The sequence below is a fragment of the Polycladospora coralii genome (assembly GCF_014773435.2).
In the GTDB taxonomy this organism is placed as follows: Bacteria; Bacillota; Bacilli; order Thermoactinomycetales; family Thermoactinomycetaceae; genus Polycladospora; species Polycladospora coralii.
In genome coordinates this window covers 529309-551015 of sequence record NZ_JACXAG020000001.1, presented here as the reverse complement: position 1 = coordinate 551015, position 21707 = coordinate 529309, and the positions used below count along the sequence as shown (strand labels likewise).

The 21707-nt window shown below is 38.3% G+C and carries 24 protein-coding genes; 18 read left to right on the top strand and 6 right to left on the bottom strand.

What is annotated here, in order from left to right; genetic code table 11:
* Positions 1 to 458: 458 nt before the first annotated feature.
* The gene (locus IC619_RS02830; RefSeq protein ID WP_191138621.1) at positions 459 to 722 is read right to left on the bottom strand and encodes a hypothetical protein; all 264 of its coding nucleotides are present in this window, start codon (positions 720 to 722) and stop codon (positions 459 to 461) included.
* 463 nt (positions 723 to 1185) lie between these two features.
* On the opposite strand from IC619_RS02830, the gene IC619_RS16680 reads away from it, so the two are divergent.
* The 9 genes from IC619_RS16680 to IC619_RS02785 all read left to right on the top strand — a co-directional run bounded on the left by IC619_RS16680 (position 1186) and on the right by IC619_RS02785 (position 6362).
* Positions 1186 to 1383 (top strand): immunity protein Imm33 domain-containing protein, encoded by a 198-nt coding sequence (locus tag IC619_RS16680; protein ID WP_347239757.1) that lies wholly within the window; start codon positions 1186 to 1188, stop codon positions 1381 to 1383.
* Positions 1384 to 2099: 716 nt separating this feature from the next.
* Entirely contained in the window at positions 2100 to 2414 is a 315-nt protein-coding gene (locus IC619_RS02820; RefSeq protein ID WP_191138620.1) for a polymorphic toxin type 35 domain-containing protein, read from the top strand.
* Between the two features lie 12 nt (positions 2415 to 2426).
* Positions 2427 to 3071, top strand: a complete 645-nt coding sequence (locus tag IC619_RS02815; protein WP_191138619.1) for a hypothetical protein — start codon at positions 2427 to 2429, stop codon at positions 3069 to 3071.
* 180 nt (positions 3072 to 3251) lie between these two features.
* Positions 3252 to 3755 carry a polymorphic toxin type 35 domain-containing protein gene (locus IC619_RS16995; RefSeq protein WP_191138618.1) on the top strand — a complete coding sequence of 168 codons (504 nt, stop codon included), beginning with the start codon at positions 3252 to 3254 and terminating at the stop codon, positions 3753 to 3755.
* Positions 3756 to 3768: 13 nt separating this feature from the next.
* Positions 3769 to 4221 carry a hypothetical protein gene (locus IC619_RS02805; RefSeq protein ID WP_191138617.1) on the top strand — a complete coding sequence of 151 codons (453 nt, stop codon included), beginning with the start codon at positions 3769 to 3771 and terminating at the stop codon, positions 4219 to 4221.
* A gap of 148 nt (positions 4222 to 4369) precedes the next feature.
* Positions 4370 to 4774 carry a phosphoribosylaminoimidazole synthetase gene (locus tag IC619_RS02800; RefSeq protein WP_191138616.1) on the top strand — a complete coding sequence of 135 codons (405 nt, stop codon included), beginning with the start codon at positions 4370 to 4372 and terminating at the stop codon, positions 4772 to 4774.
* Positions 4775 to 5434: 660 nt separating this feature from the next.
* Entirely contained in the window at positions 5435 to 5614 is a 180-nt protein-coding gene (locus tag IC619_RS02795) for a hypothetical protein (RefSeq protein WP_191138615.1), read from the top strand.
* 18 nt (positions 5615 to 5632) lie between these two features.
* Positions 5633 to 6016, top strand: coding sequence for a hypothetical protein (locus tag IC619_RS02790; protein WP_191138614.1), 384 nt, complete (start codon positions 5633 to 5635; stop codon positions 6014 to 6016).
* A 55-nt stretch (positions 6017 to 6071) separates the two neighbouring features.
* Complete coding sequence (locus IC619_RS02785; protein ID WP_191138613.1) at positions 6072 to 6362, top strand: hypothetical protein; 291 nt, start codon at positions 6072 to 6074, stop codon at positions 6360 to 6362.
* Between the two features lie 324 nt (positions 6363 to 6686).
* On the opposite strand, the gene IC619_RS02780 is transcribed toward IC619_RS02785, so the two are convergent.
* From IC619_RS02780 to IC619_RS02770, 3 genes are read right to left on the bottom strand one after another with little or no spacing between them, the layout of a single operon-like run.
* The gene (locus IC619_RS02780; RefSeq protein WP_191138612.1) at positions 6687 to 6896 is read right to left on the bottom strand and encodes a hypothetical protein; all 210 of its coding nucleotides are present in this window, start codon (positions 6894 to 6896) and stop codon (positions 6687 to 6689) included.
* Positions 6897 to 6943: 47 nt separating this feature from the next.
* Positions 6944 to 8344, bottom strand: coding sequence for an RsmB/NOP family class I SAM-dependent RNA methyltransferase (locus IC619_RS02775; protein ID WP_191138611.1), 1401 nt, complete (start codon positions 8342 to 8344; stop codon positions 6944 to 6946).
* Entirely contained in the window at positions 8337 to 9611 is a 1275-nt protein-coding gene (locus IC619_RS02770; protein ID WP_191138610.1) for a BaiN/RdsA family NAD(P)/FAD-dependent oxidoreductase, read from the bottom strand. The genes IC619_RS02775 and IC619_RS02770 overlap by 8 nt, the downstream gene beginning before the upstream one ends.
* A gap of 109 nt (positions 9612 to 9720) precedes the next feature.
* On the opposite strand from IC619_RS02770, the gene IC619_RS02765 reads away from it, so the two are divergent.
* The 6 genes from IC619_RS02765 to trxA all read left to right on the top strand — a co-directional run bounded on the left by IC619_RS02765 (position 9721) and on the right by trxA (position 16170).
* Positions 9721 to 11199, top strand: coding sequence for a spore germination protein (locus IC619_RS02765; RefSeq protein ID WP_191138609.1), 1479 nt, complete (start codon positions 9721 to 9723; stop codon positions 11197 to 11199).
* A gap of 247 nt (positions 11200 to 11446) precedes the next feature.
* Positions 11447 to 13165 carry an AMP-binding protein gene (locus IC619_RS02760; RefSeq protein WP_191138608.1) on the top strand — a complete coding sequence of 573 codons (1719 nt, stop codon included), beginning with the start codon at positions 11447 to 11449 and terminating at the stop codon, positions 13163 to 13165.
* Between the two features lie 101 nt (positions 13166 to 13266).
* On the top strand, positions 13267 to 13854 hold the full coding sequence (gene fadR / locus IC619_RS02755) for a fatty acid metabolism transcriptional regulator FadR (protein WP_191138607.1): 588 nt from the start codon (positions 13267 to 13269) through the stop codon (positions 13852 to 13854).
* Between the two features lie 19 nt (positions 13855 to 13873).
* Entirely contained in the window at positions 13874 to 14653 is a 780-nt protein-coding gene (locus IC619_RS02750; RefSeq protein WP_191138606.1) for an electron transfer flavoprotein subunit beta/FixA family protein, read from the top strand.
* 19 nt (positions 14654 to 14672) lie between these two features.
* Complete coding sequence (locus IC619_RS02745; RefSeq protein ID WP_191138605.1) at positions 14673 to 15656, top strand: electron transfer flavoprotein subunit alpha/FixB family protein; 984 nt, start codon at positions 14673 to 14675, stop codon at positions 15654 to 15656.
* Positions 15657 to 15846: 190 nt separating this feature from the next.
* The gene (trxA, locus tag IC619_RS02740) at positions 15847 to 16170 is read left to right on the top strand and encodes a thioredoxin (protein ID WP_191138604.1); all 324 of its coding nucleotides are present in this window, start codon (positions 15847 to 15849) and stop codon (positions 16168 to 16170) included.
* A 32-nt stretch (positions 16171 to 16202) separates the two neighbouring features.
* On the opposite strand, the gene IC619_RS02735 is transcribed toward trxA, so the two are convergent.
* Positions 16203 to 17159: a hypothetical protein gene (locus IC619_RS02735; protein ID WP_191138603.1), complete on the bottom strand. Its 957-nt coding sequence runs from the start codon at positions 17157 to 17159 to the stop codon at positions 16203 to 16205.
* A gap of 204 nt (positions 17160 to 17363) precedes the next feature.
* Between IC619_RS02735 and uvrC the strand changes: the two genes are divergently transcribed.
* Entirely contained in the window at positions 17364 to 19142 is a 1779-nt protein-coding gene (gene uvrC, locus IC619_RS02730) for an excinuclease ABC subunit UvrC (RefSeq protein ID WP_191138602.1), read from the top strand.
* A gap of 128 nt (positions 19143 to 19270) precedes the next feature.
* Positions 19271 to 20719 (top strand): phytoene desaturase family protein, encoded by a 1449-nt coding sequence (locus IC619_RS02725; RefSeq protein ID WP_191138601.1) that lies wholly within the window; start codon positions 19271 to 19273, stop codon positions 20717 to 20719.
* A gap of 31 nt (positions 20720 to 20750) precedes the next feature.
* On the opposite strand, the gene tatA is transcribed toward IC619_RS02725, so the two are convergent.
* Positions 20751 to 20936, bottom strand: coding sequence for a twin-arginine translocase TatA/TatE family subunit (gene tatA / locus IC619_RS02720; protein WP_191138600.1), 186 nt, complete (start codon positions 20934 to 20936; stop codon positions 20751 to 20753).
* Between the two features lie 288 nt (positions 20937 to 21224).
* On the opposite strand from tatA, the gene IC619_RS02715 reads away from it, so the two are divergent.
* Positions 21225 to 21545, top strand: coding sequence for an SCP2 sterol-binding domain-containing protein (locus IC619_RS02715; RefSeq protein WP_191138599.1), 321 nt, complete (start codon positions 21225 to 21227; stop codon positions 21543 to 21545).
* Positions 21546 to 21707: the final 162 nt, after the last annotated feature.

Genomic DNA, 21707 nt, shown 5'->3' with positions numbered 1-21707 from the left:
TTGACTGTTAAATTACAATTATTTGATTTTATATGAGAGTATATATATACTCACCAATCAATGACAACGTTAGCCATTTAACATAGGGTGTATTTAAATTAGGTGTTTCGGATCGACAGCATAGTTGAACATTAACATAAGATGTGTCTAGCCCCCATAATCTCAAGGGGCTATTTGTTTGATCTGACTTCACAATAAAACGTTCTATCGAGCGTGTTATAAATCTCTATTCAATACTATTCATGTCTCAATTGGCCACTTCACTACCTGGATAAAGATAATAATTTGACGATTTTATATATTTTCACTTTACTTTGACGGTTTCATACAACTGAGAAGGTGTTTTCTGGTTCATGACCCGATTTTCACCCGCCAATGTAACCATTGGGACAGAAATTTATCTGATTCCTCACCAATCAAGTGTTTTGATGCGAAAAAAACGTCCCATTATGGACGCATTAAGATTGTCTTTTTTTGTTTATTTGACTAACGATAATCATAATACTACCAAATGCTAAAAATACCATACCTGAAAAAATCAAGATGAGTCGCAATCCAATTTCGATATTAGGATATAAAGATAACATGATTGTAGGAGAGCCAATGATAAGTAATCCTATTCCTTCGTTAGGGTTCCCCTGCTTGTACCGCTTATTTGTGATCAGTGAAAATAAAATGGCGATAAAACTGATTAGAAGCATCGATATCGATAATTGAATCATGAATATACCCCTTCCAATTTAAGTCGATTAAAGATCTGAATAATTTATATTTTCCCCTTTTGAATAAAGTTTAATCTAATATAGAATATTTATTTTACATTTTGAGCAATCAAGTAATCGACTTACTAGAACCTAACGACTTGGTTCAATTGCGTTTTGTATGTGCTCCAGAAGAAAGTGGTTTTCAGATGAAAAAATATGGGTTAGAGTCACTTATAGGGATGGAGAAATATTTATAGGAGTTTCACACAACGAACCCTAGCGACTTAAGGGATTAGAACTGGGACAAAAAATATCATTTTGTACGGACAATATTTGTGAAACAGCGTATGATGATCCTGCATCATCCGCTTGGGATTATGATTTTGATACAAAATTGACCGTTAGTAATGATGTACTTGAAAAACAAGAATTCAACTATATGTTAAAAGATCATCCCCATAATGAATAAGACTCTGAATGGATTATTTTCGGTGGAGACGAAACAATTGAATTCCTAAATGATTCTACGAACTTTCAAATCCTTTCCTTGGGTGTAGTTTTGAATATAGATGACGCTATTCAATCATTTTTCGATGATAATCCTCTCTGTGCATATGAAAGGAATAACGAAGGTTTACTTTATAAAATTAAAAATTATGATTGGAAAAGCTACTTATGATAAAGACTATGTACATTTTAATGTCCTTTAACTTAACCAAAGGGGAAGGAATTGGCATAAAAACAGCTTAATACTTATGTATTAAGGTATTAAGGGGTTTTTTTCGTTTATCTTAATGAGATTACAAAACAAAAAATGTAACCATATAGTTTTTTAGTAACGTTTCCCATGTAAAATATACAAAATAATTGCTATTAAAAATGAGACGATCGTAACATAGGGAGGCCAGTTTTCATCTTTAAAAATAAAGTTTGTAAGCCCAGAAATAGTAAGAAGAAAAATCAGAGCGCTATAATGCCATCTTTCTAAAAAATCAAACATGAATTATCCTTTTTTTTTGCTTAATTTGTTATGACAGCGTATTAGCCAGTTTTTTTTATGTAGAAATCACAGAGAGTAATTTAGATGTAATTTCTTTATCAAAACACCTCTCGCAAAAATTAGGTATTGAATGGGACAAAAGGTCGTCTGATAAATCAGACTCAAATTTAATGCCTTCACCTCAATTCTAATATAATACGTTATAGGTAGTACACTAAAAAAAGTAAGTATATAAATTCTCTAAACTTAAGAGATTGGGAAGAATGGTTGTAGCTCATTTATAAAGCATCATAAAGCGACAAATCTTAAAACCTATTGAGTCTGATGTTCCTGATTCTGTAAGAAAAACAATAAATGATAGCAACCAAGGTAAACTAGGAAAAATAACGAAGCAGTTGAGTGCAGATGATATACTTGCAAAGGAAGATAGGCAACCACATATATTCTCAGATCAGCACAAGAAAGATGGCATTATGGAATTTGGAGATAGCGAAAGAGACATCGTAAATAAACTCCTTAGAATCATTCATGATGTAGATGGAGCTGGCTTTTCTAAAGAAGGTTTTAATGTTGTTCAAACAACGATCAGTGGAAAAGATGCACAAATCAATTTTTTTATAAAAAATGGCGAACTGTTGAGCATCGATGGTATTCCTGGTCATTCGACTCGAAGTGCCAAGAATGCAATTGGTCACCCAGGCTTACCTTAGGAGGTAAAGGCTTTGGATTCAAATATAGAGGTAGCCCTATCGAAAGTACAAAATGATGTAGAAGAGATGGAACGGATTTTAGAGAATTATTTAACCGTAAATCCAAATTGGATTGAAGGGTGGTTAAGGCTTGGTGTCCTTGTGTTTGAGCCCCCTCTGGTAGATTATGAAAAGAGTTTTGCATGTCTAGAAAAAGCAATACAGATTGAACCCACGCACATAAATGCCAATGTTATACTGGCTTTTATGCAAAGTGTCACGATGGAAATCCAAGAAGATTTGTTTAAGAATATCAAACAAATTCATACTAATAACCATGAATGGAAGTCGATGTTACAACTTGTTCAAGCATGGTATTATGCACAAGAAAAAAACTGGGTTCTTTTCGAAAAGATGTTACTTCATTCTATTGATAGTTACTCTAACCATGTACAGAACTATGTTAGTTTAGGTATTTACTACATTGATATTGGAAGGATAGATGAGGGAAAGGCGTTACTTGACAAGTCAATCAAAAATGTAAAAAAAATTTACAGTGATAATGACTCTATTTTGGATAGATGTGACCCTGAAGAGTTCATTAATGAACGCATTAAGGGGATCCATAAAACAGATATACTTGTAAATGCGATAAAAAATAGAATAAATAAAGAGTAAAGGGGCATTTCCCTAACACGCATATTAAATTTAAGAAAAAGTAGTTTTATCATCAATATCGGATAGATTGAAAAAGCCATCCCTATGAATTTTGTATAAGGGTGGCTTTTATTCGTTTAAACAGATGAAGTAAGTAACCCTCCAGTAGAAGAATATATTGAAATCATTCAATCTGATGATGTGCATAACTGGCTCGATGCTGGTAGATTTACTCCTCTTGGTCCGATAGCAGACGGAGCGAACGCAGTAATCTATCTGACAGAAGGAGATCTTGGAAATTATGCTTTATCTGCATTTGCTATGATTCCCATAGTGGGAGATGGTGCTAAGACAGGTTCTAAAGTAGTTAAGTATGGTGTTAAGAAGGTTGATAAGGATGATATTCCTGATTTAGTAATAAATGTTGTCGATGGTACGGTTCGAAAAGAATTTGCTGAGATTATTCAGAATAAAATAAGTCATATCATGGCTGAAAAACATGATTGGCATAAAGTTGTATCAAATCCAGAAAGCTGGGATGATATCTCTATTGTTATGTCAAAGGTATTAAATGAAGGTGTTGAAGTACTCTATAAAGGTGTTTGGAGTAAGAGATTAGAAATAAACGGGGAAAGCGTTTTAGTTACCTATGCAAAAACAGATCGTGGGGTTAAAGTATCAAACGGTTGGGTTGAGAAAAACTGAGGAGGATTATACTTTGGATTTTGCAGAGAATGTGCAAAACGGAAATTTCATTAACGCTTTCGAACAATTAAAGAGCTTATCTGAGGAAGAATTTGAAAAAAGAGTAGTAAGTGTTGCTTTTGAATTAGAGAATATATCAGCGTATTTTTTTATGCTAAGTGTTATTGAAAAGAGTGAAAATGCATTCCATCATTATATAGCATCTGTAGTTTTAAGTACGGCATTATCACATTTGACAGGTGCCTATCATGCAGGACTATATCACGCTAGAAAAGCAATCGAGTTAGCTCCTGATGAAATCAGTTATAAAGAATATCTATTATTATTTCATGATATACCTGAAAGATTAGTATCATCTCAAGAAGCATTCAAATTATCATTAGAAATCCTAAAAGTAAATCCAACTCAGCAAAGGGCATTAGAGTTGAAGATGAAATTGCAGTCTAGTTTACTTGATAGTAATTAAATTTTGAAAGAAGCCATTCTTATAGCAGTAAAGGTGGCTTCTTTTATGTAAATAAACCGACTTCCATCTATCCAATTGAAACCTTTAATAACATAACAGTTTGCATACTGCACACAATGCACACTAGTAATACTTAAGGAGGGTTTTGATGAAAGTAAAATGTATTAAAAATAAGAGATATATGTTCCCCAGAGAGTCAGTCATGCAAGGTAATACACTAACTACTACTTTTAAAGGGCTATGTATAGACGATGTTTATAATGTCTACGGAATGTGTTTAAGTGGTGGAGAAATCAAATATTTATTGCATGATGAGTATGGTTATGCGAAGTGGTATTATGCAGATCTTTTTGAATTAATTGACCATAGACTACCATCAGATTGGTATCATACTTTTCTAGGGTATAGAGAGAATAGTGTGTCCAATGTGTGGGGGTATAAGGAATTAATTATGCACACCAATCATTTTGACGACCTTGTTGATTTAAAAGAAGAAGCCCTGGAGATATTTCATTTGAGAAAAAAACAAATGGATCATATGTATGATCGATAAGATTAAAATCAGCTAGAAGATTTTCTATTTAAAAGCGGATTCAAGCAAGGATTTGATAGTCGTTGGAAATATTTAAAGGGAAAGTAGTATATCCAAGATGTGATGGAAATGGATTAATATACAAGGCAAAAATCATTAAGCTGAATCAAATAGTTTATATTTGTGATGAATGTGAAGCGACATGGGAAGAAAACCCATCTATTTCTATCATTAACTTCCATAATTGAATTGTTTCCCTCGAGGATAAGGGTCTTTCTTATAAAGATGCTAGAATTGAAGATCTAGGCTATGAATGGGTAAACGTATAATTGTTAAAAGTCATTCTTACAACTGTAGGAGTGGCTTCTCCCATGTCTATAAAGTCATTTCCGTCTATCTAATCATAACTTTGAAGACTGGCCCTATTTTCGTACTGCTGAAAGATGCATATTCGTACATATTTTGCCATGGCATTCACTATCTAGGAAACATTTGTTTTTAAGACTGTATTGGGTAAACCCCAGCTATCAGGTCTACAATTATTCTTTCAAGCTGTGGGAGAATCTAAATAAAATGTGCTTAGAAAAACATCTTCTTCTGATAAAACGCCAGTTGTAGAGATACATGGAGAAGGGAAATATAAGGCGCAAAAAGTACACTTTGTACCAAAAAGGTGATGAAATGAAACATTTAATAAACTCTTTCATGGATAAAGAAAACTTGGATCAATTAATAGAGCTAGAAAATGAAGTTTGTAATATATTAATTGATGACCAAGAAGAGCTACAATCTAAGAATGGAATCAGTTATACTATGGGGCTTGAACTTCTAATAAATAGCAGAAAAAATAGCTATTGTTAAGTGGACGAGCCGGAGTTGATGACAGATGGTGAAGAAGCACCTAAACTGAAGCTTAAAACGAATTTGGCAGATAAACTGGAGGAACAAAATTGGCAGTATATCATTAAAGATAAGACATTAAAATCTATTTCCAGGATTACAGATCATTTAATGTGGAGCAATGATTCCGGATCTTGGGATCTTAAAGTAGATATCGGTGTAAAATTTACTTTTGAAGAAGCAAACCTTATATTCTTGTCTAAAAATTCAAGTGTTGGATTATTTGAGATATGGTATTCTCAAAACGCCTATGCTTACAATCACATCATTCAAATGTCTTCCACCGAAATCATTAAACATTGGAATTTTGGAGATGAAAGCAATATTTCCCAGGTTAAGCGTTTTGAAAAAATATTGTTTTAGTAAAGCGTTCTTAGTGGGAATAATTGTATCTGATTATATTTAGAAGCGGATTGAAGTGTCTCCCAAGAGATCTTTAGAATCGATTGAAGTAACCCACTTAGATGAAGTTATTCAATTAACCACTTCTATCAAGAAGACACATGTAAATGGAGATATCATTATTAACTGTTATCAGGTTCTAGATGAAGATGTAATATATTGTGTTTTCAATGAAAATGGATATAAGAGAAATTTACAAGAGTTATTTCTCTCACCCGCCATTGCAATGTCTATTCCATGTTTAAAATTAGAAAAAGGTATTCAGCATGAACCTGATTTTGAGCAATGTTATGTATTTGAGCTCTAATATGTATTAGCAAGAATGATATAATGGTGGAGCTCATGTACGATTTGATGGGACTGCGAGAGAGGCGAAGAAGATAGCAGAAAATTTCAGAGATCTAGTTATGGATTGGAAGACAGGAAAAACAGAGTTTACTAATCCGTGGAGTTCATGGTTTTATAATGTAGCATGGGATAACTCATAGATCGTTATAAGATATCGAAAAGAACAAATTATGGGTTATTTGTATAGGAGATACGGATTGATCAATATAATCAGATGACAGCTCTTCTTACTCCTTCACGATATATAATCGTAAGGCAGGGAATTTCAAGTGAATTCCCTGCCTTATTTTCGTGCATAGATATTAATTTTAATTTGATGTTGTGGCTTTTCTACCACGGTTTTTGCTGGTACGGGCTCCGGTCTGTTTTCTTCTGCTTCTTCTTCCATTAAATGCGCCAAGTAAATCCAGTCGGGATGCATAAATCCCATTGCCATAGGGGAGTAGAGAATGGGTTGTTTTGGCCTATTTTCAAGTACACTTTTTTTGTTCATGCAATTCCTTCCACATCTCTAGGGTATTACTTTTAGCCTATGTACTGTCAGCTTGTCACATGACGATCCCAGCGCAACCATTTGGGATAATGGTTTTTAAGAAGTCCGCCTGATACTTTGGCCCATCCGAGTGGAAAGTGATCCACTGTGACTAATGTCCAACCTTTTGAAAGTGTGGTAGGCAGTGCTTCGCCTTGTAAGTAAAGAAGTAGGTTCGGATCATCTGCGGTAAAATTTTGCGTCTGCTTGACTGCCTCAGTGGTGAGCGAGAGTGCTAAAGCGTGAGAAGGAATAAAATGACTACGCTTTACTTGTCCTAAATGGCGGCCGGGTCTTTCTACACGAAGCCCCTTAAGAGTCGGTAAGTCAGGGGAGATCTGGTAGAGATGCTCGCCATATAGAGTGAGATGCTCATCGGTATGAAACGAATTTAAAACATCTTGTTTAAATTGGTGCCAGTGCTTGAGCGCGTCTTTCGGGATCGATGTTTTCTTATGTTTTACTTTTCGTGTCTGCTTCTCACCCTCTTTTTTTTGGAGTACAGCTACAAAGTGCCCTTCTCCTCGTAAATGATGGGGCCAGAGACGAGCGGTCTGTGTGAGATCTTCGGTAGTAGGAGTGCGTATCCACTCCGGACGTCCGGCTTGATAATGAACCAGTTGTGGGACGGGTACAAGCTCAAATTCGGGAAATTGTGCCATGAAACGGGCCACGGTTTCTTCGTTTTCATACGGATTAAAGGTGCAAGTGGAATAAACCAATCTCCCACCGGGTCGAAGCATAGGAGCGACAGATGTAAGGATTTCCATTTGTAAATCGACACACTTGTCTACCGTGCGGGTACTCCATCTTGCACAAGCATCTGCATCTTTCCGAAACATGCCCTCGCCTGAACAAGGTGCATCTACGAGAATACGGTCAAAGTAATGGTGGAAGCGAGTCGTTAAATGTTCGGGACGCTCATTTAACACTGTAGCATGGGTTACACCACATCGCTCCAAGTTTTCGACTAATGCTTTAATGCGCTGACTGTCAATTTCATTCGCGATTAGCACACCTTGCCCTTGCATATGTGCAGCAATTTGGGTTGTTTTCCCCCCTGGAGCAGCACATAAATCTAATATGCGTTCACCTGGTTGTGCCTCGAGGGCCTCAGCGGGGGCCATCGCACTGGCGTCTTGAATATAGTAAAGTCCAGCTGCATGATAAACATGCTTCCCCGGGCGATCCACATGATGTTGATAATAAAAAGCCTCCTCACACCATGGAATCGGATCGAGCTTAAAGGGGACGGACGCTGTTAAAGTCTCCGGGGTTGTTTTTAAAGTGTTCACACGTAAAGCGCGTGTCGGCTCTACTTCATAGGTTCCCATAAAGGTGTGATACTCTTCTTGCAGCATGGATTGCATTTGTTCTAAAAAAGCGGGGGGTAAATTCCGTTTAAGCATAAGTCCTCCGATCACGCTCTGCCGCACTTTTACCAGCTACGTAGCCTGTGCATGAAGCTGCTGTAATATTATAACCACCTGTATAGCCATGGATATCTAAAATTTCACCGCAGAAATATAATCCTTTCATTAATTTAGACTGCATGGTTTTAGGTTCAATTTCTTTGATATGTACACCGCCACCAGTAACAAATGCTTTTTCCAAAGAGAGTGTGCCATCTATGGGCACGACAAACTGTTTTGCAAGTTGGATGATATGATGAAACTGCTCATTGGAAAGTTGTGCATATTGCGTTTCAGGATCTATGCTTTGTCTATGTAGGATGACAGGTATGATGCGTTCAGGTAGAACTTCTTTTAAAACATTTCGTAGCACGCGTTTGCTGTGATCTTTAAACTTTTGACGCCATACTTCTTCTAGTTGTCCGACAGTAAGATCGGGAAATAGATCAATATGAACCGGGACAGTAGATACTTTAAATTTTTGTAAGGCTTTTATGACAAATTGGCTACAGCGAAGAGCAATGGGACCCGATAAGCCAAAATGCGTGAAAATCATATCCCCTCGATGGGTGATTAATTTTTTTCCTTTCGGATTATAGATGGACAAGCTTACATCCCGTAGCGATAATCCCTGTAAGCTTTTTTGCCGAATAAATCCGGCGGGAGATGTTAGCGGTACTTCTGTGGGGAATAACTCTGTAATGCGATGGCCAGCTTCTTCTGCCCATGCATATCCATCGCCCGTACTTCCAGTTTGCGGAACAGACTTTCCACCCACGGCCACTATGACAGAACGAGCGGTGAGGATCTCTCCATTTTCGAGCTCTACACCCCTTACTTCACCATCCTGATATTGAATACACTTTACAGATGTATTTACTCGAATGGTGGTACCTACTTCTTTCACTTTTTGTACCAATGCATTAACAACTGATTTGGCGCTATCAGAGACTGGGAACATCCGTCCATGGTCTTCTTCTTTTAATTTTACACCCATATCTTCAAAGAAACGGGCTAAGTCCTTATTGTTAAATACAGAAAAGACACTATACAAAAACCGCCCATTCCCCGGTATGTATTGAATCAATTCATCCACTTCTTTTATATTGGTTACGTTACAGCGACCACCACCAGAAATCGCCAGCTTACGCCCTAGTTTATTTCCTTTATCTAAAAGGAGAACACGGCTACCGTGTAGTCCTGCCGCCGCCGCTGCCATCAGACCTGCTGGCCCTCCACCAATTACGATTACATCAAAGCTCATGCTGTCGTTCCTTTCATCATATGTTGTTCTTATTGTAGGCTACTTGAAACGGATTTAAAAGAGGGAGATCGGACATACTATGCGAAATGACACATAATAGGTGGATACGATGAGTCAAACTAAACTACCTGAATGGACAAAACAAAAACTAAATAAAAGTTTATCGGAAAACATCAAATTGCTAGATGACATTCTGGGCGTTGATGAAAGTTTCGATATGCTTTTTCGTAAATTAAAGTACGGTAATCAAGACTTTGCGATGTATTTTGTGGATGGATTTGTCAAAGATGACATTTTAAATCGCATCATGGAGCATCTATCTGGCATAAATCCCATTGATCTGACTGGTGATAAGATAAAAAAACTCCTGCAGACCGAAATTCCTTATATTGAAATCGAGACCACAGATGAAATCAGGAAAGTGGTTGATAATGTCTTATCAGGACCACTCGTTTTACTCATTGATGGGGAAACAACGGCTATTGTCATTGATGCCCGTACCTATCCCGCACGGGGACCTGAGGAGCCTGATATTGAACGCGTAGTGCGAGGGTCACGTGATGGTTTCGTAGAAACCATCATATTTAATACCGCTTTAACCCGGAGGCGCATCCGTGATCCCAATTTGAGATTTGAATTTATGCAAGTCGGAACACGAACCAAGACGGATATATGCGTGGCATATATCAAAGATGTGGTAGATGAAGGCTATGTCAAAACGTTAAAACAGAAAATCGAAGCAGTTGATATTGATGGTTTACCGATGGCAGAGAAAAGTCTAGAAGAATATATTTTTCGCAAGCAATGGAATCCTTATCCCTTTGTTCGGTATACTGAACGCCCTGATGTTGCAGCTGTACACTTATTGGAAGGACATTGTTTGGTGTATGTGGATACTTCTCCTAGTGTGATGATTACACCTTCAACTTTTTTTCATCATGTTCAGCACGCAGAAGAATATCGACAAGAACCGGCAACGGGTGCATTTTTAAGGTGGACAAGACTGCTAGCTATCTTGATGTCCCTTTTTTTATTACCGGTTTGGTATTTTTTAGCGACGCATGTTGAGATCTTACCGAGCTGGCTCGCTTTTATAGGGGTACAGGAAGCGGTAGCCATTCCCATCTATTTGCAGATTATCCTAGCTGAAATCGGGATAGAGATACTCCGCATGGCTTCGATACATACACCGTCCCCACTCGCTACCGCCATGGGCTTAATCGCAGCGATCTTACTTGGAGAAATCGCCATCGAAGTAGGTTGGTTTTCCCCAGAAGTTATTTTATATGTAGCCATTGCTGTTATCGGGACTTTTGCTACACCTAGTTATGAATTAGGCTTGGCCAATAAACTGACCAGAATGATACTCTTGACAGTTACCGCTTTATTCGGAGGATGGGGACTCGTATTGGGCTCTGGTGCATGGTTTATCTGGTTATCCCGTCAAAATGCATTAAATACACCGTACCTATGGCCCCTTATTCCTTTTAATGGAAAAGCATTAAAAGATGTCTTAATTCGAACCCCGATGCCAAATAAACATAAACGACCTAGCATCGTATCACCACAAGATCCTGATACGCAATAAAGATAGTCAAACACCTTGTATCTACAATGATTATGATCAATACGAGGTGTCTTTTTTTGCTGTAATTTCGTAGCCTATCTATCATTTTGGAACGAATTTCTATTAAGAAATCAACAAAACTGTGAAATAAATGGTTTAAAAAAAATGTGAAATTAGTTAAAATGATTTTGTGAATGATAAGTTACATTTCGGTCGATAAAACAAATATATTTGAATGACTGTTCAGTCAAGAAACGGGGGCTCTTTTATGACTGCGGTAGAAAGACCATGGTATAACAAGTATCCATCCTATATACCGAAACAGATTGATTATCCAGATGTACCATTAACACAGTTTCTAGTTGATTCTGCAAATGATTTTCCTCAAAACGAGGCGATTTACTTCTTAGGTAAATCGATCACATTTAAACAACTACTAGATGACGTTTACCGCTTTGCCAATAGCTTGAAAGAGCTAGGTGTTAAAAAAGGGGACCGTGTTGGAATTATGTTACCCAACTCACCACAAGCCGTGATCGCCTACTATGCGACTTTGTTCGTCGGTGGTGTAGTTGTCCAGATCAATCCTTTATACGTGGAACGAGAACTTGAACATCAATTGCAAGATTCGGGTACAGAAACGCTTGTATGTTTAGACCTACTTTATCCGCGTGTTGAGAAGGTGCGTCCAGGAACACAACTCAAAAATCTGATTGTAACGAGTGTAAAAGATTATTTGCCTTTTCCAAAAAATTGGTTATATCCACTCACATTAAGAAAAGATGGTATTAAAGTTAATGTTCCTAAAGCGGACAACATCTTTTCTTTTAAAAGCTTGATTCAGAAAACGCTTCCAACACCTGTCACAGTTCCTTATGAGTCTGGAAATGATTTAGCTTTACTCCAATATACAGGTGGAACTACTGGGCTTGCGAAGGGGGCTATGCTTTCCCATCGCAACTTGATTGTAAATGCGATACAGGCGGCGAATTGGTTGAATGCGACGGACCGTGATGGGCAGTCTTCAGTTGTGGGGGCACTTCCTTTCTTTCATGTGTATGGTATGACGGTCGTAATGAACTTTGCGATGCTCATCGGGGCCACCATGCTGTTAGTGCCAAAATTTGATGTTAAAGAAATTTTAGATATGATTGAGAAGAAGCGTCCTACATTTTTCCCAGGGGCACCGACCATGTATGTTGGACTGATTAATTATCCTAAAATTAAAGATTATGACCTTTCTTCTGTAAAAGCTTGTATTAGTGGATCAGCACCACTTCCGCTAGATGTTCAACAAAAATTTGAGGAGATTACAGGTGGTTTTCTTGTTGAAGGATTTGGTATGACTGAAACATCGCCTGTTACACACTGTAACTTAATATGGAATCGTGAGCGTAGTGGAACGATCGGTCTACCATGGCCAGATACAGATGCACGTATTGTAGATCCAGAAACGAAAGAAGAACTCCCAATCGGGGAGACCGGCGAATTAATGGTTAAAGGTCCACAAGTGATGCAAGGCTACTGGAACCGGCCTGAGGATACCAAGAAAACCATTAATGAAGAGGGTTGGCTAAGTACAGGGGATATGGCCCGTACGGATGAAGATGGCTATTTCTTCATTATGGATCGCAAGAAAGATATGATCATCGCAGGTGGCTTTAATATATATCCACGTGAAGTAGAAGAAGTGCTATTTGAACACCCAGCGATTCAAGAAGCGGCGGTTGTCGGTGTGCCACATCCATATCGTGGAGAAACCGTTAAAGCGACGATTGTCCTCAAAGAAGCTGAGCATATTACTGAAGAAGAACTTGATCAATTTTGTCGGGAGAAGTTGGCCAAATATAAAGTGCCGCGGATTTACGAATTCCGGAAAGAGTTACCTAAGACAGCGGTAGGTAAAGTCTTACGGAGAGTGATTCAAGAAGAAGCTGTGGAGCAAATGAAAAACGAAGAAAAAGAAAAAGAAGCTGTTGCAAACTAATGTAGAAATTTATGTATCTATACGTTGACAAGTACGTCGTTGCATAATAAACTATTCATTGAATGAACAGTCATTCATTAATGACAGAAGGGAACATGGCCATGGCGAAGCGGACAGGAGCGAAATATGATGCAATCATTGAAGCAGCCGTAAAGGTGATTGCGGAATATGGCTACCACAATACACAAGTATCAAAGATTGCCCGTGAAGCTAAAGTGGCAGATGGTACGATCTATCTTTACTTTGAAAATAAAGATGATGTTCTGATCTCACTTTTTAGTGATAAGATGGGCCGTTTTATTAGTCAGGTGGAAGAGGCACTCCAGCAAGTGGAGTCACCGATTGATAAACTTTACCATCTCATTCGCTTGCATTTTGAAAACTTAGAACGTGATCATATGTTGGCCATTGTGACGCAGATTGAGTTACGCCAGTCCAATCCTGAGGTACGTAAGGGGATAGGAAAAATATTAAAGCGATATTTGAATGTGATTGATCAAATTTTAATAGATGGTGTAAAACAAAATCTATTTCGCTCGGATATGGATATCCGGATCACCAGAAGAATGATTTTTGGGACATTAGACGAAACCGTTACATCATGGATCACGAAAAATCATAAGTATAAACTACTTGAGCAAGTGGATGATATTCACAATCTGTTCATCCATGGTTTTGGAAAACCATAATCAGTTAGGAGGAAAACTGATGAATATTCTGGTTTGCTTAAAACAGACATTTGACACTGAAGAAAAAATCGTATTAGAAGATGGTCGTATTAACGAAGAGGGCGTTGAGTTTGTGATCAACCCTTACGACGAATACGCTGTTGAGGAAGCGATTAAATTAAAAGAAGAACATGGTGGGGAAGTGACCGTTCTAACCATTGGACCTGAGCGTGCAGAGCAAGCATTACGTACTGCAATGGCAATGGGTGCTGATAAAGGTGTAATTGTTGATATTGAAGATTTTGATGAAGAGATCGACGAACATACCATTCCCCATGTGGTTAAAGGTGCTATAGAAGAAGAAGATATTGAATTTGATATTATTCTTTGTGGATACATGGCAGTTGACGATGGTTCTGCACAAGTAGGTCCACGTTTAGCTGAATTGCTAAATATTCCACATGTTTCGACTGCAACAAAGCTTACCATTGATGGAGAGGCTGTAACAGTTGAAAAAGACGTAGAGGGAGATTTGGAAGTGATTGATTCCAAATTACCTATTTTGGTTACAGCACAACAAGGATTAAACGAACCACGTTATCCTTCTTTACCAGGAATTATGAAAGCTAAGAAAAAACCACTTTCTCGCTTAGATATAGATGATCTAGATCTAGATGAAGATGAAATCGCTGCCAAAACAGAACTCTTGGAAACCTTCTTGCCTCCTAAGAAAGAAGCAGGAAAGATTCTTTCTGGCGATATCGATGCTCAAGCAAAAGAGCTTGTGCAATTACTACGTTCTGAAGCGAAAGTAATTTAGTGCTGAGGAGGAGAAAACCATGAGTAAAAAAGTACTTATATTAGCAGATATTCGTGAAGGAAAACTTCGTAATGTCAGCTTAGAATCACTTGCAGCAGCGAAAATGGTTGCAGATGGTGGCGAAATTACCGCTGCAATCTTTGGCAGCAATGGTAAGGAATTAGCCGACACACTTGCCCACCATGGAGCGGACAAAATTATTACGGTATCCAATCAAGAATTGGATCAATATACAACTGACGCCTATTTTCAAGCCTTTAAACAAGTGATTGATCATGTAGGGCCAGAAGTGATTTTCACAGGACATACTGCTGTAGGTCGTGACGTAAGCCCTCGTATTGCAGCACGTATCGGTGCAGGATTGCTGTCTGATGTGACCGGCATTGAAGTTGATGGCGGGAAAGTGGTCTTTACTCGTCCAATCTATGCGGGTAAAGCATTTGTTAAAAAAGCAGTTAAAGAAGGTATTATTTTTGCTACGCTTCGTCCGAATAATATCCCTGCACAAGAAGCGGATACAACACGTACTGCTGATGTTGAAGATTTATCGGTCACGCTTGCAGCTGACACGATTCGCACGATTGTAAAAGACGTTGTGAAAAAATCAAGCGATGGTGTTGATTTAAGTGAAGCTAGTGTAATCGTAGCGGGTGGTCGTGGTGTGAAGAGTGAAGATGGCTTTAAACCACTAGAAGAACTTGCTCAATTATTAGGTGGAGCAGTAGGAGCTTCTCGTGGTGCATGTGACTCAGAGTACTGTGACTATGCACTGCAAATTGGACAAACAGGTAAAGTGGTTACACCTGATCTGTATATTGCAGCAGGAATTTCAGGTGCCATCCAACATTTAGCCGGTATGTCAAACTCTAAAGTGATCGTGGCGATCAACAAAGATCCAGAAGCGCCTATTTTCCAAGTAGCGGACTATGGGATTGTAGGGGATCTATTTGAAGTGATTCCACTACTCACTGAGGAATTCAAGAAAGTATTAGCTGAGGGTTAGGTTTAATACAACGCCAAAGCGGGAACAAAAAGAGCACAAGGGCCCTTGTGCTCTTTTTCGATAACTATTTCGGGTGGCGAAATAGTTGGCGGATCTTATAACCAATGGTATACTATCATAGATGCGCTGTTTGTGGAAAAAATAAGCGATGCAGATATGGATATGAACAGCGATGAAGGAGGACTTTGAAATGGCTATTGTTGAAGTAACAGATAAAACGTTTGCTACGGATGTGGAAAGCACAGGTACGGGCACCGTATTGGTTGATTTTTGGGCACCATGGTGTGGACCTTGTAAGATGCTTGCTCCGATTCTAGATGAAGTGAGTGCTGAATTAGGCGATAAGCTTACGATTGCTAAAGTAAACGTAGATAATAACCCTGAAAGTGCGGGCAAGTTCGGCATTATGGGGATTCCATCTTTAGTTGTTTTTAAAGATGGTGAGATGGTCTCAAAAATGACTGGATTACAACAAAAAGATCAATTAATCCAGTGGTTAAAAGAGTACGTTTAAAGAATAAAAGCGGGCCGTATCGGCTCGCTTTTTTAATGGGATGGTGACTCATCATCATCTTTTTTGTTTGGGGCTTGATGGGGTTCAAATGTAAAAGATGGCGTCTCATCAGTTGTTTGAAGGTGTGGTTCTTCTTCTGTTATGAAAAAATGAGGTCTAATCTGCTTTCTATAATAATTAACAGTCAACAGGATAGTGAATGAATTGACAATAGGGTATATGACAGAAATAAAAACAAGGATGAATAAGAAAACCGTAACGAAAAACAATGGAGTAAGTTCCCCGTCTATTCCCGAATCTACAGCCCCAACAGCTAGAGCTATCAAAAAGGAAAAAAGCATATAAAAACCAAACATGACAGAAGGAATACCTATAAAAATCAGTACGCCAATAAATGCTTTACCAAATTTTTTTGTAAAAATTTTAAAGGAGGTCTGAATGGATTTCCAAACACCTAATTTTTCATGGATAATTAAAATAGGTGAATATAGCACGAAAACAAGACTCATAAATCCGATCATAAAGTCGACTAGGAGTGCCGATATTGGATAATCTGCATAACTGAGAATTCCTGAAAAAATTCTAAAAGGAAGCAACAAAACGGCAGAAATGAGTATAACAGCTAAAATAGATAAGTAATCTTTAAAAACTAGTGAGATTACATCACTGATAGATACACGTCGATTAAATACAGATTGGATACTAGCTCGATATAGCCCATTTGTAATATAAGTATTTACCAAAAAGATTGTAAATGACAAATAAATCACAAAAAACACCATGAAAATAATAACCCCTACTCCTAAGTCGTCATATAAAGCGGAAGGGTCCATATTATTTTCGAATAAAAAAGTGACTTTAGCTGCAAAAATAGATATAAAAATAATGACAGGGATTGCATTTAACGCTATTAACAGAATGCCTACTATGAAAATTTGCAAGATAGCACCTAAAGATATTTTGAAGCCATGTTTCATTAGATGATTCATAGATATTCTCCAATCTTAAATTTTCCATAAGCATATAATTAGTCATGAAAATTGTCAACATAAGACAAAATTTGTCGAAAATGATAATAAAATAAACGAACCTTGAAAGTATGTGTTATTTTTTTGGTACATCTATAGTAGAATTTTACTTGATCGCAGAACATTTCATTAGTATATAGATAGAGAAGGGAAGGAAGTTAAACGATGAGCACGATTCAAGATAAATTGGCTCTCCTTCCGGATCAACCCGGTTGCTATATAATGAAGAATAAGGATCGGGAGATCATTTATGTCGGAAAAGCAAAAAGCTTAAGGAGCCGTGTTCGATCTTATTTTACGGGGAGTCATGATGCTAAAACCTTACGTCTAGTGATGGATATTGTAGACTTTGAGTATATCGTGACGCGTACCCCTACGGAAGCGCTTATTTTAGAATGTAATTTGATTAAAAAGCATCGTCCACAATACAATATCTTATTAAAAGACGATAAAACATATCCCTACATTCGCTTAACAAAAGAAAAACATCCACGCTTAGAAATCGTACGGAAATTGCGCAAAGATGGATCAAAGTATTTCGGTCCGTATCCCAATGCGGGTGCGGCACAACACGCAAAAAAATTATTAGATCGGCTTTTTCCCCTACGAAAATGTCGGACGCTTCCCAATCGGGTTTGCTTATATTATCACATGGGACAATGTCTAGCCCCTTGTGTCGAAAAAATAGATGGAACAGAGTATGAGGAAATTACCAAAAAGATTACGCGTTTTCTCAATGGGAACTACCCTGAGCTGAAACAAGAATTACGTAAAAAAATGGAGATCGCCTCTGAAAACTTAGCTTTTGAAGAAGCAAAGGAGTTACGTGATTTAATTGCGGGTATTGACCAAACGATGGAAAAGCAAAGTATGGCACTTTCCGATCAGAGTGATCGTGATGTGTTCGGCTATGCGGCTGAAAAAGGTTGGTTATGTATTCAAGTTTTTTATGTGCGTCAAGGGAAACTCATCGAACGGGATGTATCGATCTTTCCGCATTATAGGGAGCCAGAGGAGGATTTTTTGTCCTTCGTGTCTCAGTTTTATTATGATGCACCGGCTCAACCCAAAGAGATTCATCTGCCATCTGATGTTGATCATGCCATAATCAGTGAAATCTTTCCCCATATTGATATCCATACGCCACAGCGTGGTAACAAAAAAGAGTTGTTGAAATTAGCTCACAAAAACGCAGAGATTGCACTGCAAGAAAGATTTCAATTGATGGAAAGAGATGAGGAGAAAACGTTAGCGGCGATCTATCAGCTTGGTGAAGTGATGCAAATCGGTGTACCGCGTCGAATCGAAGCTTTTGATAATTCCAATATACAGGGAACGGATCCGGTTTCAGCCATGGTCTCATTTATAGATGGGAAACCTGCTAAGAAAGAATATCGTAAATATAAAATTCGTTCGGTTAAACAACCGGATGATTATGAAACGATGCGTGAAGTGGTTCGGAGAAGATATACACGCTTACTTAGGGAAGATCTTCCTTTACCCGATCTAATATTGGTAGACGGTGGAAAAGGACAAATGTCGGCAGCTGCCGATATTTTAGAGAATGAACTAGGTCTATATATCCCCATTGCCGGAATGGTAAAAGATGATAAGCATCAGACAGCGGGGTTATTATTTGGAGAGCCAGTTGAACGTGTCACTTTGAAACGAGGAACGAGTGAGTTTTATCTCATTCAACGGATACAAGAAGAAGTACATCGTTTCGCGATCACATTTCATCGACAGGTGCGAGCGAAACACATGATTGCATCTGAATTAGATCATATTCCGGGAGTAGGTCCAAAGCGAAAGCAAAAACTATATCAACACTTCGGCACACTTGAAAAAATGAAGATGGCTCCTCTTGAAGAATATCAAAAAGTGGGGTTAAGCACGAAGCTGGCAGAAACGATTATTCAGGCATTAAATCACAAGGATAAATAGCTAACATACGAGGCGACTTATTATGGCGATTTAATGCAAATGGACATGCCTGATCGTTTATCATCCGTCGTGTAAACCGTCTCTGCACGACGGATGATAAAGACCTCATACAAAAGGAGAAAACAGTAATGAATCAAGGCATTGTGATTGGTGGTGGCATAGCGGGTCTGGTATCAGCGATACGTTTAGCGCTAGATGGAAATGCTGTGACATTATTGGAAAAACAAGATCAATTAGGAGGGCAAATTCGGCGGATTGAAGAAGGGAAGCATGTGTTTGAGATTGGTGCTACTCCGATTTCGATGCCATGGGTAATTGAACAAGTATTTCATGACGCAGGGCAACGACTTACTGAAACTTTAGATTTTGTACCCTTATCTGTAAATAGTCGTCACTTTTTTCATAATAGCCAAGTGATTGACCTCACCGCAAATCCAGATCATATGGCATATCAACTTAAGTATTTTTCACTTGAAGATCGCTTAGGTTTTATCGATTATTTAAATCGCTTGCAATCCATTTATAAAGGTGTGGAGGCGTATTGGCTAAACAATCCACTCTTTTCTTGGCAAGATCTGCTCTCATTAAAGGGGATGAAAGCGTGGTTATCCTTTCATCCATTTCAATCAATGGATCGTTTACATCGCTATTTTTTTGACGACCCACGTCTTATTGGTATGATGAATCGTTACGCGGATTATATGAATGCATCCCCCTTCAAAATGCCCGCATTGGGTGCAATGATCGGTTACCTAGAGTTAACACAAGGAACCTATCAAGTGAGAGGAGGAATGTGGCAGTTAATTGTTGCATTAGAGAAATTAGCACAACAAGTCGGGGTCACGATACATAAAGCGTGTCAAGTAGATGAGATATTAGTGAAAGACGAGCGTGTTGTAGGTGTTCGTTCAAGCGAACAAAAATGGGAAGCTGATTTTGTAGTCTCCAATGTAGACACGCTGACGGCGCAAGCCACATTATTAAAACGAAAGCACCTTCTTACCGATGAGGAAAAACTAAGTTCATCTAAATTTATCTGTCTGTTAGGAATAAAAAAAGAGTATGACCATCTGATCCATCACAATGTGTTTTATCCAGAGCAGATTGGGAGAGAGTTTGTCGACATATTTGAACGTGGTGAATGGCCGTTAACGCCAGCAATCGATGTACAAACTTTAAATGGAAATAGCTTGTGTATCACTGTTCCTGTACCGGCTCGAGGATTTCAAGATCAAAGGATCCCTGATTACAAACAATACAAAGCGCAATTGGTATATCAATTAGAAACCGAGTGGCAGCTAGAGGGACTGGCCAATCAGATTGAAACGGAGTTAATGTTCGGTCCAAAGGAATTGGAAAGTTGGACAGGATCATATCGAGGGGCGTTAAGTGGAATGGCCTATCATGGAATAAAAGCTTTTTTTAGTCCATCTCTTCGTGATCAAAAATTAGAGGGTCTCTATTATACAGGAGGCACAACGCGACCTGGCAGTACGACGACCCTTTCAGTTATAAGTGGCATACATGTGAGTGATATGATCGGATTTGATCTTTCTCAAAAAGTAGTACAAGCCTAACAGTGGGTCGTTAGGCTTGTGTAATGTTTCATTATACTTTTGTCGCAGGTTCTTTTTCTTTTTCTTTCTCATCATCTTTACCCGTTACGGCTTCCCTAAAGTTTTTTAGGGTCTGCCCTGTCGCACGTCCGAGAGCGGGTAATTTCTTAGGCCCAAATAGTAACAAGGCGATGAGCAGTATGAGGATAAGTCCTGGGATTCCAATCATACTTGGCATTCTATCACGCTCCATTAGGAGATATTTTTCACCTATTTACACTACATTATAACGCTGAAAAGCACGTCTGCCAAGTTCACCTTATTGCTAAATGGTGACATCAAGGATGTCGACTCATATGATTGATCCATTTGAAACCTCGTCATGCCCTTTCACCAAACCCTTTAGTAAAGGGTGGCGCTCAAGATACACTTCCCGAATCTTTCTGTAGATTTTTTCTGACAGACCTGCTGAATTGTAGTACGATAGATTTGTTTATACGAATTTAAACCATTGGAGGAGAAAAAGATGTCGGTACAAACAGTTATTTCGGATCTAGTAACAAAAGTAAATGCAAACCCTGAGGGAATAAAAAATATGAACTCAACTTTTCAATTAGATTTAACGAGTGGAACTTACCAAGTTCGCTTTGTTGATGGGAAGGCCGAGTACATAGAAGGAAATGAATGGGATGCTAGTTGTACGATGATAATGAGTGATGAGAACTTTGTAAAGCTGGTAGAGGGGAACTTAAATCCTACAACTGCTTTTATGATGGGTAAAATTAAATTGCAAGGGGAACTGGGTCAAGCATTGAAGTTGCAATCTGTCTTAAAGAACTATGCCTAACATAACTTTCAAGCAAAAGGGAATGCATGTACGCTTTCCCTTTTGCTTTTTTAGTGAAAATGCTTATCAGTTAGCAAGTTTTCTTTACTGATTCATGTCGATTTCTTGACTATGAATTGAAATTGGGAGTACAATAAACACTGTGGTTTGACGATAGCTTTA

Bases quoted from the DNA above. Each gene is read 5' to 3' on its own strand.
- tatA (WP_191138600.1), bottom strand. From the start codon at position 20,936: ATGCCAAGTATGATTGGAATCCCAGGACTTATCCTCATACTGCTCATC.
- IC619_RS02735 (WP_191138603.1), bottom strand. From the start codon at position 17,159: ATGAATCATCTAATGAAACATGGCTTCAAAATATCTTTAGGTGCTATC.
- IC619_RS02715 (WP_191138599.1), top strand. From the start codon at position 21,225: ATGTCGGTACAAACAGTTATTTCGGATCTAGTAACAAAAGTAAATGCA.
- IC619_RS02830 (WP_191138621.1), bottom strand. From the start codon at position 722: ATGATTCAATTATCGATATCGATGCTTCTAATCAGTTTTATCGCCATT.
- IC619_RS02770 (WP_191138610.1), bottom strand. From the start codon at position 9,611: ATGAGCTTTGATGTAATCGTAATTGGTGGAGGGCCAGCAGGTCTGATG.
- IC619_RS02725 (WP_191138601.1), top strand. From the start codon at position 19,271: ATGAATCAAGGCATTGTGATTGGTGGTGGCATAGCGGGTCTGGTATCA.
- IC619_RS02800 (WP_191138616.1), top strand. From the start codon at position 4,370: ATGAAAGTAAAATGTATTAAAAATAAGAGATATATGTTCCCCAGAGAG.
- fadR (WP_191138607.1), top strand. From the start codon at position 13,267: ATGGCGAAGCGGACAGGAGCGAAATATGATGCAATCATTGAAGCAGCC.
- IC619_RS02760 (WP_191138608.1), top strand. From the start codon at position 11,447: ATGACTGCGGTAGAAAGACCATGGTATAACAAGTATCCATCCTATATA.
- IC619_RS02795 (WP_191138615.1), top strand. From the start codon at position 5,435: ATGAAACATTTAATAAACTCTTTCATGGATAAAGAAAACTTGGATCAA.
- IC619_RS02750 (WP_191138606.1), top strand. From the start codon at position 13,874: ATGAATATTCTGGTTTGCTTAAAACAGACATTTGACACTGAAGAAAAA.
- IC619_RS02790 (WP_191138614.1), top strand. From the start codon at position 5,633: ATGACAGATGGTGAAGAAGCACCTAAACTGAAGCTTAAAACGAATTTG.
- IC619_RS02780 (WP_191138612.1), bottom strand. From the start codon at position 6,896: ATGAACAAAAAAAGTGTACTTGAAAATAGGCCAAAACAACCCATTCTC.
- uvrC (WP_191138602.1), top strand. From the start codon at position 17,364: ATGAGCACGATTCAAGATAAATTGGCTCTCCTTCCGGATCAACCCGGT.
- IC619_RS02775 (WP_191138611.1), bottom strand. From the start codon at position 8,344: ATGCTTAAACGGAATTTACCCCCCGCTTTTTTAGAACAAATGCAATCC.
- trxA (WP_191138604.1), top strand. From the start codon at position 15,847: ATGGCTATTGTTGAAGTAACAGATAAAACGTTTGCTACGGATGTGGAA.
- IC619_RS02745 (WP_191138605.1), top strand. From the start codon at position 14,673: ATGAGTAAAAAAGTACTTATATTAGCAGATATTCGTGAAGGAAAACTT.
- IC619_RS02765 (WP_191138609.1), top strand. From the start codon at position 9,721: ATGAGTCAAACTAAACTACCTGAATGGACAAAACAAAAACTAAATAAA.